This is a genomic window from Desulfobulbaceae bacterium, from assembly GCA_015231515.1.
Classification (GTDB): domain Bacteria; phylum Desulfobacterota; class Desulfobulbia; order Desulfobulbales; family VMSU01; genus JADGBM01.
In genome coordinates this window covers 1-16,082 of record JADGBM010000070.1, presented here as the reverse complement: position 1 = coordinate 16,082, position 16,082 = coordinate 1, and the positions used below count along the sequence as shown (strand labels likewise).

Below are 16,082 nucleotides of genomic sequence, written 5' to 3'. Positions count from 1 at the left end.
TTTGTTGGTTGGTTGAGGTCATTTGGTGCCTTATTTTATTGCTTCTTTGTCTATCCAATAATCTGGCTTTCGATGCTGATGTGCTATGGCAATAATAAAAATATGGTGTTCTTCAACAGAATAGAGAAGCTTGTAAGGAAATTTATGAAGCAGACATTTTCTAACATCACCACGCTCTATAGACCAAGCCTTAGGGTAATCAGAAATTCTTACTACTGCATTTTTGATTTCTTTTTTGAACCTCTGGCCTAAGCCTTTATACTCCAGTTCGTAAAAAAGAGTTGCATCCTCAAGCTCCATTTTAGCATATTCAGAAAAAACAATTTTCATTCCTTTTCCCTAAATATTTCTTCCATAGGAATTCCCCCTAATTTCCCTTCTCTATATGCAATAAGTCTTTTTTCTGCTTCCTCAGCCCAGACTTTATCTAGCTCCTTATCAGGTTTATCAAGGCTCTTCAATAACCCTTCAACAACTATAAATCGTTCTTCGGGTTTAAGTGCTATTGCTAGAGTTAAGATTTCTTTACTTCCCATTAATTCACCTCGGTATAGTTAGTTTATGATGTTAAAATGGGTTTGTTGGGTTTATTACACCCGGTTAATTGGTTACTTGGTTATTAACAAAAGTTAGTTTGTTTCTTGGTTTTGTTGGTTCGTTGGTTTTCATGATGCTTCCTCCCAGGTGAGGGTTATGTAAAAACATAAATATCGTTAATTGGTCTATTTGTTACTCTGGGGCTCTTTCTCCGGACTTTCTCAGTGCAAAACTTACGACTCGTTCGCTAAGCCAAATCCCGTGACTCCTCATATTGTTAACAGCATCCAGAACAGATGCAATATGTTCTTCGTTTTTAGCGCGAAGTAAAATCCCTATAGAGCCAGTAAGTTGTAATCCATGAAGACGAGCAACTCTTCTACCGATAGTTTCATCTATGCAAACTGTCTTTATATTTTCTTGAATTGCAAGTTGGACAACCGAAGCTTCTCCTAAATCTAAAGTGTTATTCAAGAATGGTTCTATTGCCAGTTCATCCGTCCACTTTTTCAACCAAAAAGCTTCTTTAAATTGAGCAACAGCAAAATTAGTAGATCCACCCTTCATAATTTCTTTGCATACTTGTGGGGGGACAATCACTTCTCTATACATTTTCTGAAGAAGGGTTAAGTCCCCACACGCAGCAACAAGCGCCAATAATGGGCCCGTATTGATAACTATTTTAGCATCCTTAGGCATTATTTAAATCTGCCTCAAGTTCATCTTCAGTCTCATCTATCGCAGAAACCCCATATCTTGACAAGGTGAGTATGAAAGTTACCCGATCCATATTTAGTAATGATGCCGCCATACCCGAGGATAATCGTTTCATCTCAAATAACTTAACTGCCATAGCCATCTTTGCTTCTTGTTCAAACTGCTCTCGGGTAGCATGCAATGCATCTGGTATTGTTTCAGGATATTCCACCGTTAATTGTAAATTCATTTCACTGACCTATTCATTTTGCTAGAACTTGAAACCTCTTTCGGAAGACCGGCTGTTGGGTTGGTTGGATAACACCCGGTTAATTGGTTACTTGGTTTTGTTAGTTGGTTGGTTTTCATGATGCTTCCTCCCTGGTGAGGGTTATTTTACAACACTATAGTTTGTTGGGTTTATTGGGTTTTTTGAGTTTACTGGGTTTGTCCTCTGTTAAATAGTGGGCCAAATTTTTTTATACGCTTCCATGCGTTATCTGCCATTTCTTTTGGTTTTTTAGCCACTGACACACCGGATCCACACAGACGTTTTTTCAAGACCTCTTTTACCCCTTCCGTTTATTCATTGGATTATTTCAACAAAAGTGGAATGATATCAATATGTGGAATCTTGGCCATCTGAGTATCGTTTGAAAAAATTTTTGCTCCAAGCGATTGTGCTGTCGCCAAAATAATGGCATCAGGAAGTTTAATTTTATGAGTGCGCCGAATAAGAATAGTCATTTTCTTAATTTCAGGGTTCAATTCAACAACAGTTATCTCCTCCAGAAATTGACTGATTTTTTCTTCTTCCTTAGGGCAAAGTAAAGAATATGAAAGTAGCTCAAGCTCTGTTATCACAGAAGCGAAATATCTTCCTTCCGGTAAAGGTTCCAGCAATTTACCGCCAAGCAGATACAGTATAACATTTGTGTCGAGAAGGTACTTCAATGCCACTCACCCCTAATTTCACTTTGAAATTGCAGAGGATCTTCGGTTAAGGAAATAACACCAGCATACTTATTTATATTAAATTGCTTAGTAGCATTTTCCTTTTCCTTAAAATCAATAATCTTCTCAATTTCTAGCCAATCTGCGTAATCGATTTGCACAGCAATAGGATGCAACCCTTCATCCGTCACAATTTTTTTCCGTATGCTTTGCATAATTAAATTCTCCTATCGTTGGTTCAGTTCTTCTTTAAATGACTTTTGTTGGGCGATGGGGTTGCTTGGGTTTATTGAGTTCGTTGGGTTGATTCACCCGGCTAATTGGTTATTAACAACAGTTAGTTTGTTACTTGGTTTTGTTAGTTCGTTGGTTCCAAAAATAGTGTGCTTTTCTCATATAATAATTCTGGATCTAAATCCAAATGATTGTCCCACTCTATTGAATCAAATTTCACTTTCACACTATTGAATAAATCTCTATTCGTTAACTCCGAAAATTTCCCAGTGTTCAAGTATGGAGTTACATCAAAAATTCTATCTTCATTGTTCTCAAAAGTTAATTGAAGTCTATACCCTTCAAGTGGTGTCACACCTATCACCGACAAATACATATCTACCTCCATTACTTTAACATATAATACCATAAAACATTGAAATAGTTGGCATCAGCATACCTTGATTGTTAGTTACTCGGGTTTGTTGGGTTGCTTGGGTTTATTGGGTTTGTTGAGTTGCTTGGGTTGATTACACCCGGTTAATTGGTTACTTGGGTTACTCGGGTTGCTTGGGTTACTTGAGTTTATTGAGTTGCTTGGTTGGGTTGCAATGGGTATCATTTGTTCTTTTTCCTAAGTTTCCAATAGCCAGGATTTCTATGCAGATTCATTACGGCAAGGATGAATATTTCTCCTTTTTCTTCATGGTACAAAATCCCAAAGGGAAAGCGCCTTACTAATGCCCGTCTAATATCTTCGTCGATTAATGGCCATGCATTGGGAAAAGAAATTATTCTTTCAATAGTGGAATAGACTTCCACGGCAAAATCATAACCCAACGAATTCTCCTTCTCTTCATAGTAATTTATTGCCTCAAAAAATTCTTGCTCTGCTGCATGATGAAAGAAATGCTTCATTCTGCAAACCGGCTCCAAATTTTTTCAAACACTTTATCTCCAGGTACCACATCGACATTCCTGTTTCGGATTTCTTCAAGTCGTTTTTTTGCAACAGATACCCATTTTTTTTCAATATCAGTGTCTGGTTGATTAAGACTTTTTAGCAAACAATCAATAACTATTGCCCTTTCTTCGACCGGCAATGAGGTTGCTTCTGTTATTAAATCTTTAGTCTTCATATCATTTAGCTCCTGTTAATTATAAGAAACTGACCAGTTGGGTTATTGGGTTATTGGGTTTATTGGGTTTATTGGGTTTATTGGGTTTATTGGGTTTATTGGGTTTATTGGGTTTATTGGGTTTATTGGGTTTATTGAGTTGCTTGGGTTGGTTACACCCGGTTAATTGGTTACTTGGTTATTAACAGCAGTTTCTTATCTCTTCGGGTCTCATTTCTTCTCCTCTCATCTACCCGCCCAACGGTCGACCAATGAACAGAATCATTACATGGTTCGATTGGTTTTTTTTAGCCACAGACTCACACGAACACACACGGACGGTTTTTTAAGCCATAGAAACATTATGTTTAATCCTCGCTCGAAGTCTATCGCTTCCCTGACGGGGACACTGAAACACACGAAAGTTTTTACTGTTGCGCCTCTTGCAAAATAACCGTCATCGCAGAGGTAGCAACGGCAGGGAATAAACTCCGACTTCGATGTTTCTATCTGGGATCCAGAGAAACCTGCGCTACCTTCCAGACACCAGATACCATTTCACTGTTCCGCTGTTAACAACTACATGCGGGAAAGACGACTACAAGCGATTTCAGTATGGCAACACTATCTCATTTTGCAAGAGGCTCATTTGTATGGATTTATTATAGTTAACTTATCCTCGAATACAAATCCACGTAACCATGATTTATAGTTTCTTTTGCTTGGCCTATCCAGGAGTACACAGTCTCTTTGTCATATTCAACAAAATCGAGATAGTCGCCCTCCTGTCTGCTCTCAAAAAGTTTATGGTAAAATCGCCCTTTATCTTTACTAATCTTACCAGGCTTCACCCAATGTTGATTGAGTAACGCCTTCACCCCGCTGTTTTTTCTTGAACTCAAACCTTTGGTCAGCAACAAAGCCGAAATTGCATAAAAACATGCGTAATAAAGCCGGTTCACACAGGCATTCCAATGGTTTTCTCGTTTCAAGATAATCGCTTCTGCAAGAGTTTCGTGAGCCCGATCAAGGCGGTAGCGCATGAGGTCATTTTTACCGCTTCCGCTCACAACAACACACCATCTCTGTCAACTTCCTTTTTAAAAGGCAGCCGTGAAAGTCGCCCCCTCCACTCTTTTTTATTCCTTATAATTGCACTTAAAACAGAACCCAGGTCAAGTTCCAAATCATACAACTTGTCTCTAATTTGCTGTGTAAGGTCTCGCGTAGCCGAAGTTTCAACCAAAACCAGAAAGTCCCAGTCAGATGTCGCCTCAGCACTGCCTCGAGCTCTCGATCCGTATAATATTATCTCTGCACCAGGGATTACTGATCGAATTGAGTCTCTAACTTTCTCCAAAATCGCTGCCGATTTTGATGTTTTCTTATGCCAGTTCTCATAAGTTTTCATTTTAATCAAGCCCTGTTATCATAGAAGCGGAATATCTCCCTTCCGGTAAAGGTTCCAGCAATGAACTGCCAAGCAGATACAGTATAACAACAGCAACCGGATGCAACCCTTCATCCGTCACAATTTTTTTCCGTATGCTTTGCATAATTATATTCTCCTATCGTTGGTTCAGTTCTTCTTTAAATTAGCTCTTTGTCTGGGGCATCTCCCCGCCCAACGGTCGACATTTAGGTTATAAAATTTTCTTTTAATCTGTTCTTTAAATATCTTCGTCCATAAGCAGTTTTCAAGATATTTTCCCCTCCTAAAGGCATCAGCTTTGCTTACTACTGGTCCGTTGGTTACTTGGTTTTGTTGGGAGCAGTGGAATAAAGTCGGCTCCACGTTTTGGTAATGCCTCCATGTTTGTAACACAAAGATCCTTTCGCGGAGCTGTTGACTCATTCCACGCCCTGAATTTGTTGGTTCGTTTTAAATTCGTAAAGTGCTTTTGATTAGTATACACCTGATGCTGCGACATAATCCTACAGAAAATTATTTTTCAGTATCGATAATCCTACGAATGTCCACCTCACTTTCTGGTATTACTCCCAACATTTTGTAGCTATTTATTTAGTAGTGAGGGGTCAGAGGTCCTGAAAAATCACATATCAACAGCAAAACCAGCTTCTTTCGCGTGGGCACAGACAACGTGCCCACCCTACGGGCTCAGCATTTACCCAAATGGATGATAATGCTCTTCTGGGCCAAGAGGGCAAAAGCGTCTGAAGTAACTGACATAGATCAAGACTTTCGCTGGATAAATACACTTATTTGATTTGAAAACGCTTCAAAATCACCCAAGTTTTTCTTCAATATACCAAAAATTATTTCATCATCTATCTTTTCGTAGTAATGAACTAAGAGATTACGAAAAGCTGCCATATTTTGCAGTTTTACCAATAGTTCATCAGAGACAATGTTGTTTTCATGCAAAATACTGAAAGTATCTTTATAGCTTTCAGGCTCTCTGAATCTTTCATCGGAAATTATATGCTGCGCGATATCAATAATGGCTTCAATTGAAATATGTAGGGTCCTTTCTATGAAACGCTTTAATTGCTTGTTTTTTACAAATTGATCAAATGGTGTACCCGAAACTTCTTGTAAGTCTGCAACAAACGACGCAAGATCATTCAATATACGTTCAACTAATAGGCGATCGACCATAATCTCTAAATCCCTCTATCACGGGTGGACAATAGTGGTTTATCTTTTGTAGAGCACCTTCTCAGAATATTTTTTGTGCAAATAAAGAAAATCTTCAAAGTATTTACGACTGCCAATTTCGAATTTTTTTCTTATATTCGGTATTCGATCATAAAGGAGCTGTCCATATTTACGAACCTGATACTTCAAAACTTCACCAGCATTATTCAAAATCACGACATCAGCTCTTAATCTTGTCTCCCTTTCCACTTCATTAATGAACGAAAGCAGATCGAAAGAACTTTTTGAGTTATGATCAAGTAACACAGCTAAATCTATGTCACTTTCCGGTCGAAAATCTCCTTTAGCCCGAGAACCAAAGAGGTACGCAGCAATAATTACAGGTTGTCTGTCGCAAATTTCCCTAATAATGTCGTGATTCATAAATAAATTGCTCAGCTCGCTGCACCAAGATCTTTAGCAAGAGCTACTAACAGATCCAAATAATGATCATGATACTTTGCGAGTATAGAATCTAGGGTTCAACATTGTATCCTTTTTCTAGTAGAATTTCACTTAAGGCTGTCCTAGACTCTAGTTCACCGTGAACGAGTTTAATTCTTCCTGGCTTTCCGAGCATTGATGCCACCCAGTCGACTAATCCTTTTTGATCAGCATGGGCGGAATATCCCGAAAGTTTGTGCACCTTGGCTTTAATAGCAACTTTTCGTGATCCAATTAGCACATAACCATTGGCGCGATTACTGAATTCAATGATCTTTCGGCCCAGTGTACCATGAGCTTGATAGCCGACAAAGAAAATATCATTTCTTTTGTCGGCGAGACCTGTTGCTAAATGGTCGAGGATTCGTCCGCCACTGCACATCCCGCTGCCAGCTATAATGATTGCCGGACCAGGCATCTCCAGAAGTTCTTTGTGTTCACGAAAACTGGCTACTGAGTAGAGATGGTTAAAATCAAAGGGATGATCCCCTGAGGCAAGAAGTGAACTTGACTCTTTGTCCCAAAAAGCAGACAGTTCCGAATAAATTTTTGTTATTTTCAGTCCCAGAGGTGAATCAACAAAAACAGGTGCCGGCGGTTTATCTCCATACAGTCGATCAAGTTCAAAAAGAAACTCCTGGGTGCGGCCCAAGGAAAAGGCTGGAACAAAAACTTTCCCCCCGTCTCGAAAAGCGTTTCCGAGAACATCCCTAAGTTTTTGCTGCCGCTGAGAACGCCCTTCGTGCAAACGATCGCCATAGGTTGACTCAAGAATAAGCAAGTCGCTGTGCTCCGGCGGATCAGGATCACAAAGAATCGGGGTGTCTTTATTTCCTAGATCTCCAGAAAAAGTAACTGCAACTGCGTTGGATGCTTTAACGGAAGGGAATTTAAAGCTGATAAAACTTGAACCAAGAATATGCCCTGCCCTACCCAGCTTAAACTCGATTCCTTTTTTAAGTTTAAAAGAGGTGTTGTATTCAAAGCCCCAAGACAGCTCCTCAATGGCGGCTAAAATTTTCTTTTCCTGGTTTTTGCTATACCCTGACAAACGCATAGTATCGGTCAGCATTGGAGCAAGAAGGGCTTTGGTGGGGTGAGAGCAAATAATTTCGCCAGAAAAACCAGTAGCGATCAAATCCGGCAAGCGACCGATATGGTCAATATGAGCATGGGTGAGGAACAAATAATCAATTTCATGGGGATTAACGGTAGGGACCAATTCAACAGAATGATCGGCATCTCCACCTTGATAGAGCCCGCAGTCAACCATAATGGTTATCCCGCAGGCCCGGACGAGATGACATGACCCTGTTACGGTTTGTTCGCCTCCAATATGAACAATTTCCGGGTAGTTCACATTACTTACCCTCTGCTTAGGGGCCGTCAAGAAATAACTTGTACTTTTTATCCAATTTCTATACGGCCCCTTATGCCGTTCATGAACCTAAAAAATCCAAGTTGTTTTTGTCTGACGGCTTAATGAATTTTTAAAATCCCCCTAGATCCCCCTTTTCAAAGGGGGACAAGGGGGATTTTGGTTAACTGATTAAGTTTTAAAGGCAGTGCAAAAAGTTCTGTGTGTCATTGCGAGGAGTGACAACGACGTGGCAATCCATGGGGTTCGGAGTGTTCTGGCTTGCCGAGCTGCGCTCGCAGATAGCATCTGAAAAGACCGGGCATAAAATCCGCCTTCGATGACGAAACTGCGGTGCCCTACTTTACGAAAACACTCAGTACTGGATCGAATTTGAAAACGCGCTTTCCACACCGTCCTTATCAATAGAGGTTACAGTAAAGATTTTAGTATCACTTGTCAGCGGAATTTTACAGTTTAAGCTACGAGCGCCTGGGTCGGAAGTATCACAGATTGCCGTGCCGTTCATATAGAGTCTAAACCCAAGAAGAGTTGTCGCATCACCAGTATAAGTCCAGGAATAGGTAACCAGCTGTTCAGGCTCTGGAACCGGGGCTGGTGGAGGTTCAACAGTTTGCGTCGCCACGACCCCATACTGAATGAGGTTAGAAAGTGTTGATTCAATCCCTGCTGAATCAATTGCTGTTATCGCGAAGGATTGATGGCCTTCAACAACTGGCGCAGTACAGCTAAATTCTCTAATAGCAGTATCCTGTGTGCCGCAAATCTTCGTTCCATTTCTGTAGAAATTAAAGCCTTTTACCGAAACGGCTGGATCAAAATCCCATGAGAAGGTTATTTGGGACATAGGTTGCTCAACTGTAACAGTCACAACACCACTTGTTTCAGCACCCTTTCCATCACTAATCGTATAGGCCAAGGTATCGTCGCCCCAAAAACCAGGGTTTGCTGTGTACTCTATGCTCCCGTTTACGATAAGCGCTACTGCGTTTGCTGATGCGGTCACAGAAGATATCGCAAGCGTATCGCCATCAATATCGGATGCTGTTTGCAATACATCGATCACGGTCATTGCTCCACTTACCACAGTGACTGATACTGCTTGCACAACAGGAAAATCATTGACTGGTCGAACTGTTATCGTAACAGTTGCTGGGGCACTAATCCCACCATGTCCGTCACCGATGGCGTATGAGAACGTATCAATCCCGTAAAAATCAGCACTCGGCGTATAAATGATGGTGCTGCCAGACAGAGAAACCGTGCCGTTTCCTCCTGTAGTTACAGCGACAACAGTTAATGGATCGCCATCAATATCACTGTCATTAGCGAGGACATCAATGCTCACCGAGGTGTCTTCGTCAGTTGTAGCAAAATCGTCTGCTGCAATCGGTACATCGTTGACTGGGGAAATGGTTATGCTCACTGTGGCTGGGGCGGAGTTTACAACTCCATCATTCACCAAGTAGGTGAAACTATCCGTTCCATTGAAATCTGCGTTTGGTGAGTAGGTAAATTGTGGACTGGTTGCATCTGACAAGGCAACTGTACCATTTACCGGAGCCGTTATAATCGTGTAGGTCAACGGGTCACTGTCTGAATCGGAACCGTTTAACTGACCGATCACCGAGGTGTCTTCGCTGGTTGAAACACTGACTGGTTGAGCCACTGGCACAGAGTTAACATTAACAATTGTTATAGCAACTTGGGCTAACGCTGAGTCTTGAAGACCATCATTAACCTTAAAGGTGAAGGTGTCGCTGCCACTCACCCCTGTCTTTGGAACATAGGTGAATAACCCCGATGTCGTATTGGTAATAGTCGCCGTTCCTAGAGAGCCATTTTCAGTTAAAATAAAGGATAGCTGCTCGCCCTCCGGATCAAAGGCAGAAAGTGACGCCGTAATGGACTTATTTTCATCTGTTGTGAACGCTCCACCGGTGACTGTCGGGGGCAGATTTATTATACCAGTAACCGTAATTTCGGTAGTTGCCTGAGCACTGTCACCAGCATCGTCGGTTACAGTTAGTGTCACAGTATAGGTTCCGGGCAAGTCGAAGGTATGTTCTACTGTTGAACCAGTTGCAATGGTTCCATCACCAAACCCCCACTCATAGGATACAATGGTGCCATCTACATCAAATGTACCACCAGAACTAAAATGTACCGAAAACGGAGCATCTCCAGTTACCGCAACGGGAAGAATTGCGGAGCTATCAAAAATAAAGATTTCAGAAGGAGCCGTCTCAACTCCGTTGACATCATAGGATGTGAGCCAAAACTCAACAATACCCGAATCAACAAAGGCAAGGCAGTCGGCCTGTCGTGCTGTTGCATCGGGAACATTGCAAATTGGAATTCCATTCTGATAAAGATTGAACCCTGCCAAGTCGGGTGAAACTGTGTACTCCCAGTCAAAATGGAGCCTATGCTGGGTGGTGCTGGCAGACACTGCGGCAACTGGAGGGGTATTGGCAATCGGTGGCTCAACCACAGAAATAATCATCTGATCTTGAGCGCTTGCACCTTCATCATCAACAATCGTCAGTACCACTGTGTAGTCACCAACAACCAGGAACTCATGCTCGACATATTCACCAGCAGCGGTATCGCCATCACCAAAATCCCAAGAAAATGCAGCAATTGTTCCATCAGTGTCTGATGATGAATACGCATCAAAGCCAATTCGTGAGGTTAGATTCGGTATTGGTGTTGCCGTAATTAAGGCAACTGGAGCAACATTGGGGGCAAGAGTGACAACACCGGGATCATTTACAGTAATAGTAACTGTAGCCTCTGCCGAAGCAGCCTGGTTATCCACTACAGTTAAAGTCACCAGATAACTTCCAGGAGCAGTAAATGAATGGTTGATAAACTGACCAGTACCGGTAGAACCATCACCAAAAGACCATTCGTAGGAGTTGATTGACCCAAGCACATCAATTGAACCACTTGCATCAAAAGAAACGGCAAGAGGCGCCTCACCCGCAGAAACATCAACAGTAATGGAAGGCTGGGGAATATAGTTTCCGTATGAATCTTGAACCGGAGGATTTAAGGTGTAGGGAGCAGACTGAGGACTTTCAATACCATCTGTATCCACGGCGGTCAGAGTGAAGATCATAGGAACATCTTCGATAAATACGTTACATGTCATCTGTTCAGCCACAGGATCGCTGCTCGAACAGACCTGTAACCCGTCCTTGTAAAGGATGTAGGCCGCTGCGGATCCGCTATAGCTCCAATTGACCGTCAGAGGTAGAAGCTCAGCCTGAGCAACCGAAAGCTGGCCGCCAACTATCAGGGCACAAAAAAATGAAAGTATTTTTTTACTCATATTCACTACCTCTCGGGCACTCAGTCTAAAAGTCACATCTAAACTTTGTTTTTGATATGATGGCCGATGAAGTTAAACATTTCATGCAATAAATTATCATATTGCATTTACCACATTTAGAGCAAGGTTTATGACATTTGATATTTTTATCTTTCATCGCAGTAAGCCTTATCGACATAATTACTGTGCAATCAGCATGCCACGTAAAGACAAAACAACAATTAGAAAGTATCGGGCTAAAATCCTTCTGGAATCAGCCTCTATTTTTTTCAAAAAATATTTTTGAAAAAAAATCACGCAAAATATTTTAACAGTTAAACAATATTTTTTTTAGAATTTAAAAAAATATCATTTAACAGCTGTTCTGGATATTTCCTCTCGCCAGTACCTGGCATTTTTCCTCATGTACGGAATATCCAGCCTATTTTCTGGAAAATATTTTTTTTAATGTTTTAAATCAGTACGTTAGAAACAAAAGATATAGAAGAGAAAAATGAGAAAAACTATACTTTTAAATTTAGACAACCAAGCAAGTTAAGTGGGAAACCAAACAATATAAAGAGTTAAAACTTTCAGGGGCTGACTTGATGATGAAAAGATTAGAGACGAAGAAGCTCAACAATAATAGGCATAGCGTGATACTACAAGAAGCAGCCGAAGCCTATATGTTGGCCGATGGCATGACATGAGTTACGATCGGTGACGACCATTCCGGACTCAAATAAATTATTATCCTCATCCTTTTCTGTCCATCGAACTTCGCCACAACCTTTCCAGTTTGGCACGGAAAACTCATCATCAAAAGCAAAACAAACCTTCGACTCAAGCGGCAGCGCCTCTTGGGTCTGTATCCGAATTCCCTCCAAGCTCATATCAAGAGTAATCGCTCCAAATACTAATTGGCTTTTGCCAGTGGCGTCGGAGACAGCAATGTTTACAGGAACCTCTGCCTTAATACGCTCAAGTTTTCTCCTGTTATCACTATTCACCCTCTCGCACCGTTCAACAGCTGCCTGAATTGCCACACAACCAATGGCATACTGATGACACTGCACAAAACTTTCTGACCGGCAAAAAAGGGTAATATGTTCCGGCATTGGGAGGTATACGCCACCCTTGGACATCCGACACTCCAAGACTGAAGGACACCAATACGGACAAAACTCACTATGATGGATGGCTAAAACCACGAACACTCCTCACTGTCGGCGTAAAACCGGACATTTTAAATCCATGAGAGATTAAACTGCAACCTTCACCTTCATGCAGGCGGGCGTTAGATTATTACTATAGCAACTCCAGCCTTCACAAAATCCCCCTAAATCCCCCTTTGAAAAGGGGGATTCAGGGGGATTTTCTTGTCATGCATAGCTGATGATTCCTATACTGTTGAATTAAATACATCTTGCAACATCAATGCCATTATTGCTGGGCAAGCAACCAATCCGGCAAACGAAAATGATGTGCCGGCCATAAAATCGAATCAAGACGGTGTGACAACCTTTGCCGTAATATCGTACCGTTTAATTTTATCGTAAAGTGCGGTCTTGCCAACATCGAGCATCCGTGCCGCCTGAAGCACATTCCCTTTACTTTCGTGCAAAGCGTGGCTGATAATGTCACTTTCAAAATCCGATAGCACTTTTTTCAGTGTACCGCGGCTAAGCATTTCAGTCATTTTAGCAAAATAATTATCCTGACTTCGCATCTCAGGAGATGCATCGAAGACAAGATCCTGATCCGTAATCACATTGTTTTTGGCCATAAGTACGGCCCGCTGTATCACATTTTCCAACTCGCGAACATTGCCCGGCCAATCATGTTCCAGTAACCTGTCAATTATCTTACTGGGCAAGAAATCAATATCTTTTTTAAAAGCAGCCCGATAATGCCTAACAAAGTGAGTCGCAAGCTCAACAATATCTTCCTTACGCTCTCGCAGCGCCGGCATGCCGATTTTTATGATATTGAGACGATAATAAAGGTCAAGTCTGAATCTATCGTCCTGCACTGCCTTGGCTAGATCAACATGTGTCGCGGCAATAACCCTTACATCGACCATGACCGGGCTTGTTCCTCCAACTCGTACAAGCTCACCATTTTGCAGAATTCGCAATAATGAACCTTGCATTCTTGGCGAAATATCGCCAATTTCATCAAGAAATATGGTGCCACCGTCAACAATCTCAAACTTTCCTTTTTTTCTAGCTGCAGCGCCGGTAAAAGCCCCTTTTTCATAGCCAAACAGATCACTTTCAAGAAGATTTTCGTTAATGGCGTTGCAATTAACTTTGAGAAACGGCTTATCACTTCGAGAACTATGCTGCCGAATCATATTAGCAACAAGCTCTTTTCCCGTCCCACTTTCTCCAAAAATCAGAATGGTGGCATCCGACTCAGCAACCTGGTGAACCGTGTCCCGCAACTCTTGCATTTTTCGACTGCTGCCCACCATACCGTCATCACTACCAAGTACTTTGGCTCGCCGTTTCAGCACATTAACCTCACGTGCCAAGCGTTGACGCAGGCTTTCACTTTCTTTTAATTCGTCAATCTTTATACGTAGAATTTCCTCAATATCGTTATTAAAGGCTTTAAGCTCACGCTCCTGCCGTTTACGCTGTGAAATATTACGCATGAGAATCATCGACAGTATATCACCTGAGTACCCTTGAAACGGAACAGAGGTAAACTCAATATCCATCTCCCCAATCCTCGTTTCTGCCAAGTCACCAATATGATTCGTTCCGCAAAAAGCTTTCTGGACCGGACAGTTCGTATTACAGCCGGCACCATCGCCACAGAGAACATCCGTACATTTTTTCCCACGCAAATCACCCAAAACTAATTGCGCCTGTAAGTTCATATACTGGATCGCCAGATCATCACGAACAAGAAGAACCATCTCTGGAATAATATCCAGCATGGCGCGCCAGTTCTTAACAAGACGCTTAACCTCAGCAGAGGAGTCAGTCTCAGTGTTTGGTATACGGTTTTCAGTCAGGTTTTCAGTCATAAATTGTTATGATTAGCTCTCTGAGGGGGATTTCACAACTACACTCGCCCGACTCCAAAATAGCGAAACCCTTCGCTGCGAACTCTAGAGGGGTCATAAACGTTTCGCAGATCAATAAACACATCACCTTTCATCAAGGTCTTAATTTTCTTAAGATCTAAGGCCCGATACTGATTCCACTCGGTCAACAATACAACTGCATCGGCATTTTCACAAGCCTCATAAGGAGAATCACAATAGTGAAACTCAGGAAACATCTCTTTTGCCTCAGCCATCGCCTTTGGATCATGAACCCGAACAGTCGCACCCTTCTCCCGAAGGGGCGGCAATATTGAAAGGGAGGGAGAATCTCGCAAGTCATCTGTTTCAGGTTTAAAAGTAAGACCAAGTCCCGCAATTACTTTGCCAGCTTCAGAGCCGCCAAGGGCATCTCGAATCTTCTTAACCATCCTTGCCTTCTGAGCAGCATTTACCTCCACCCCAGCTTCAACCAAACGAGCAGCCACCCCATGCTCCTGAGCAACTCTCAAAAGAGCCAAGGTATCCTTAGGAAAGCATGATCCCCCATAGCCCGGACCGGGGTGTAAAAACTTTCTGCCAATTCTGCCGTCCAGCCCAATTGCCTTTGCCAGGTCAATGACATCGGCACCGACAGCTTCACATATCGTCGCCATTTCATTGATGAAGCTGATCTTAACTGCCAAAAAAGCGTTAGCAGCGTACTTAATCAGTTCAGCCGTTTCCAGGCCAGTTATGACAATAGGGGTTGAAATCAGGTATAAAGGGTCATAAATTTCCTTCATAACCACATTGGCCCGTTCAGAGTCAGAGCCAATCACAATACGGTCCGGCCGCATAAAATCATTAAGAGCAGCGCCCTCTCGCAGAAATTCAGGGTTCGACACAACATCAAAATCTGCACCTGGATTTTCCTCAGCAAGAATTCGCCTAACCTGCCTTGCCGTTCCCACAGGAACCGTACTTTTGTCGACAACAACCGTATATCCGTCTAAATGCTTGGCAATATCTTTTGTCGCAGCATAAATATAGGTTAAATCAGCATACCCATCCCCACGACGAGACGTCGGTGTGCCCACCGCAATAAAAATTGCCTGGGCAGTTTTAACCGCGTCAGCTATCTCGCTGGTAAAAGACAGCCTCCCCTCCTTAACGTTTTTATCAACCAGAACATCAAGGCCCGGCTCATAAATTGGAATTTTCCCCTTGTTCAAAGAATCAATTTTAGATTGATCCTTATCCATACAGATAACCTGATGACCAAACTCGGCAAGGCAGGCGCCTGTTACCAAACCGACATATCCGGTGCCGATCATTGTTATATTCATTTCAAACTCCCTAGTTTATATATTGGTCACTGAAACACACTGAAGCACACTGAACTTAAAGTACAAATCGGGCAAACCCGTGGCCGAGTTGCCGGAAAACCTCATAGATACATTTTCGTATCACATAGGTGAGCTCTTCTTCCAGCAGCACTTTTTTCTCGCAACCTCGCTCATAGATTTTTCCGTGGCCTTCCGTGTGGTTCCGTGGCCATAAACAAATCCTTCCAAGTTCTCTTCTTTGACTTATTGGTCACTGAAGCACACTGAAGCACACTGAACTTAAAGTACAAATCGGGCAAACCCGTGGCCGAGTTGCCGGAAAACCTCATAGATACATTTTCGTATCACATAGGTGAGCTCTTCTTCCAGCAGCACTTTTTTCTC

Annotated in this window: 19 protein-coding genes; all 19 read right to left on the bottom strand. The window is 42.2% G+C overall.

The genetic code is table 11. From position 1 onward, the window contains the following. Positions 1-30: 30 nt before the first annotated feature. Positions 31-330, bottom strand: coding sequence for a type II toxin-antitoxin system RelE/ParE family toxin (locus HQK80_11025; protein ID MBF0222740.1), 300 nt, complete (start codon positions 328-330; stop codon positions 31-33). Then, positions 327-536 carry an addiction module protein gene (locus HQK80_11020; GenBank protein MBF0222739.1) on the bottom strand — a complete coding sequence of 70 codons (210 nt, stop codon included), beginning with the start codon at positions 534-536 and terminating at the stop codon, positions 327-329. Before HQK80_11020 ends, HQK80_11025 begins: the two co-directional genes overlap by 4 nt. Positions 537-729: 193 nt before the next feature. After that, positions 730-1,236, bottom strand: a complete 507-nt coding sequence (locus HQK80_11015; GenBank protein MBF0222738.1) for a DUF3368 domain-containing protein — start codon at positions 1,234-1,236, stop codon at positions 730-732. Further along, positions 1,229-1,483, bottom strand: coding sequence for a UPF0175 family protein (locus HQK80_11010; GenBank protein ID MBF0222737.1), 255 nt, complete (start codon positions 1,481-1,483; stop codon positions 1,229-1,231). The genes HQK80_11015 and HQK80_11010 overlap by 8 nt, the downstream gene beginning before the upstream one ends. 344 nt (positions 1,484-1,827) lie before the next feature. After that, positions 1,828-2,193: a PIN domain-containing protein gene (locus tag HQK80_11005; GenBank protein ID MBF0222736.1), complete on the bottom strand. Its 366-nt coding sequence runs from the start codon at positions 2,191-2,193 to the stop codon at positions 1,828-1,830. Continuing rightward, a complete protein-coding gene (locus HQK80_11000; GenBank protein MBF0222735.1) occupies positions 2,184-2,402 on the bottom strand; it encodes a hypothetical protein in 219 nt (72 codons plus the stop codon). The genes HQK80_11005 and HQK80_11000 overlap by 10 nt, the downstream gene beginning before the upstream one ends. 143 nt (positions 2,403-2,545) lie before the next feature. Then, a complete protein-coding gene (locus tag HQK80_10995; GenBank protein ID MBF0222734.1) occupies positions 2,546-2,797 on the bottom strand; it encodes a DUF2442 domain-containing protein in 252 nt (83 codons plus the stop codon). A 221-nt stretch (positions 2,798-3,018) separates the two neighbouring features. After that, entirely contained in the window at positions 3,019-3,318 is a 300-nt protein-coding gene (locus HQK80_10990; protein MBF0222733.1) for a type II toxin-antitoxin system RelE/ParE family toxin, read from the bottom strand. After that, positions 3,315-3,539 (bottom strand): addiction module protein, encoded by a 225-nt coding sequence (locus HQK80_10985; protein ID MBF0222732.1) that lies wholly within the window; start codon positions 3,537-3,539, stop codon positions 3,315-3,317. The genes HQK80_10990 and HQK80_10985 overlap by 4 nt, the downstream gene beginning before the upstream one ends. A 647-nt stretch (positions 3,540-4,186) precedes the next feature. Further along, a complete protein-coding gene (locus tag HQK80_10980) occupies positions 4,187-4,588 on the bottom strand; it encodes a HEPN domain-containing protein (protein MBF0222731.1) in 402 nt (133 codons plus the stop codon). Then, a complete protein-coding gene (locus HQK80_10975; GenBank protein ID MBF0222730.1) occupies positions 4,585-4,929 on the bottom strand; it encodes a nucleotidyltransferase domain-containing protein in 345 nt (114 codons plus the stop codon). The genes HQK80_10980 and HQK80_10975 overlap by 4 nt, the downstream gene beginning before the upstream one ends. Position 4,930: 1 nt before the next feature. After that, entirely contained in the window at positions 4,931-5,074 is a 144-nt protein-coding gene (locus HQK80_10970; GenBank protein ID MBF0222729.1) for a hypothetical protein, read from the bottom strand. 638 nt (positions 5,075-5,712) lie between these two features. After that, positions 5,713-6,138 carry a DUF86 domain-containing protein gene (locus HQK80_10965; protein MBF0222728.1) on the bottom strand — a complete coding sequence of 142 codons (426 nt, stop codon included), beginning with the start codon at positions 6,136-6,138 and terminating at the stop codon, positions 5,713-5,715. 39 nt (positions 6,139-6,177) lie between these two features. Further along, positions 6,178-6,561 carry a nucleotidyltransferase domain-containing protein gene (locus HQK80_10960; protein ID MBF0222727.1) on the bottom strand — a complete coding sequence of 128 codons (384 nt, stop codon included), beginning with the start codon at positions 6,559-6,561 and terminating at the stop codon, positions 6,178-6,180. Positions 6,562-6,652: 91 nt separating this feature from the next. After that, entirely contained in the window at positions 6,653-7,981 is a 1,329-nt protein-coding gene (locus HQK80_10955) for an MBL fold metallo-hydrolase (GenBank protein ID MBF0222726.1), read from the bottom strand. Positions 7,982-8,354: 373 nt separating this feature from the next. Further along, complete coding sequence (locus HQK80_10950; protein ID MBF0222725.1) at positions 8,355-11,336, bottom strand: tandem-95 repeat protein; 2,982 nt, start codon at positions 11,334-11,336, stop codon at positions 8,355-8,357. Positions 11,337-11,977: 641 nt separating this feature from the next. Continuing rightward, positions 11,978-12,433 (bottom strand): PilZ domain-containing protein, encoded by a 456-nt coding sequence (locus HQK80_10945; GenBank protein MBF0222724.1) that lies wholly within the window; start codon positions 12,431-12,433, stop codon positions 11,978-11,980. A 386-nt stretch (positions 12,434-12,819) separates the two neighbouring features. Further along, positions 12,820-14,352, bottom strand: a complete 1,533-nt coding sequence (locus tag HQK80_10940) for a sigma-54-dependent Fis family transcriptional regulator (GenBank protein ID MBF0222723.1) — start codon at positions 14,350-14,352, stop codon at positions 12,820-12,822. 38 nt (positions 14,353-14,390) lie between these two features. Then, positions 14,391-15,698 carry a UDP-glucose/GDP-mannose dehydrogenase family protein gene (locus HQK80_10935; GenBank protein MBF0222722.1) on the bottom strand — a complete coding sequence of 436 codons (1,308 nt, stop codon included), beginning with the start codon at positions 15,696-15,698 and terminating at the stop codon, positions 14,391-14,393. Positions 15,699-16,082: the final 384 nt, after the last annotated feature.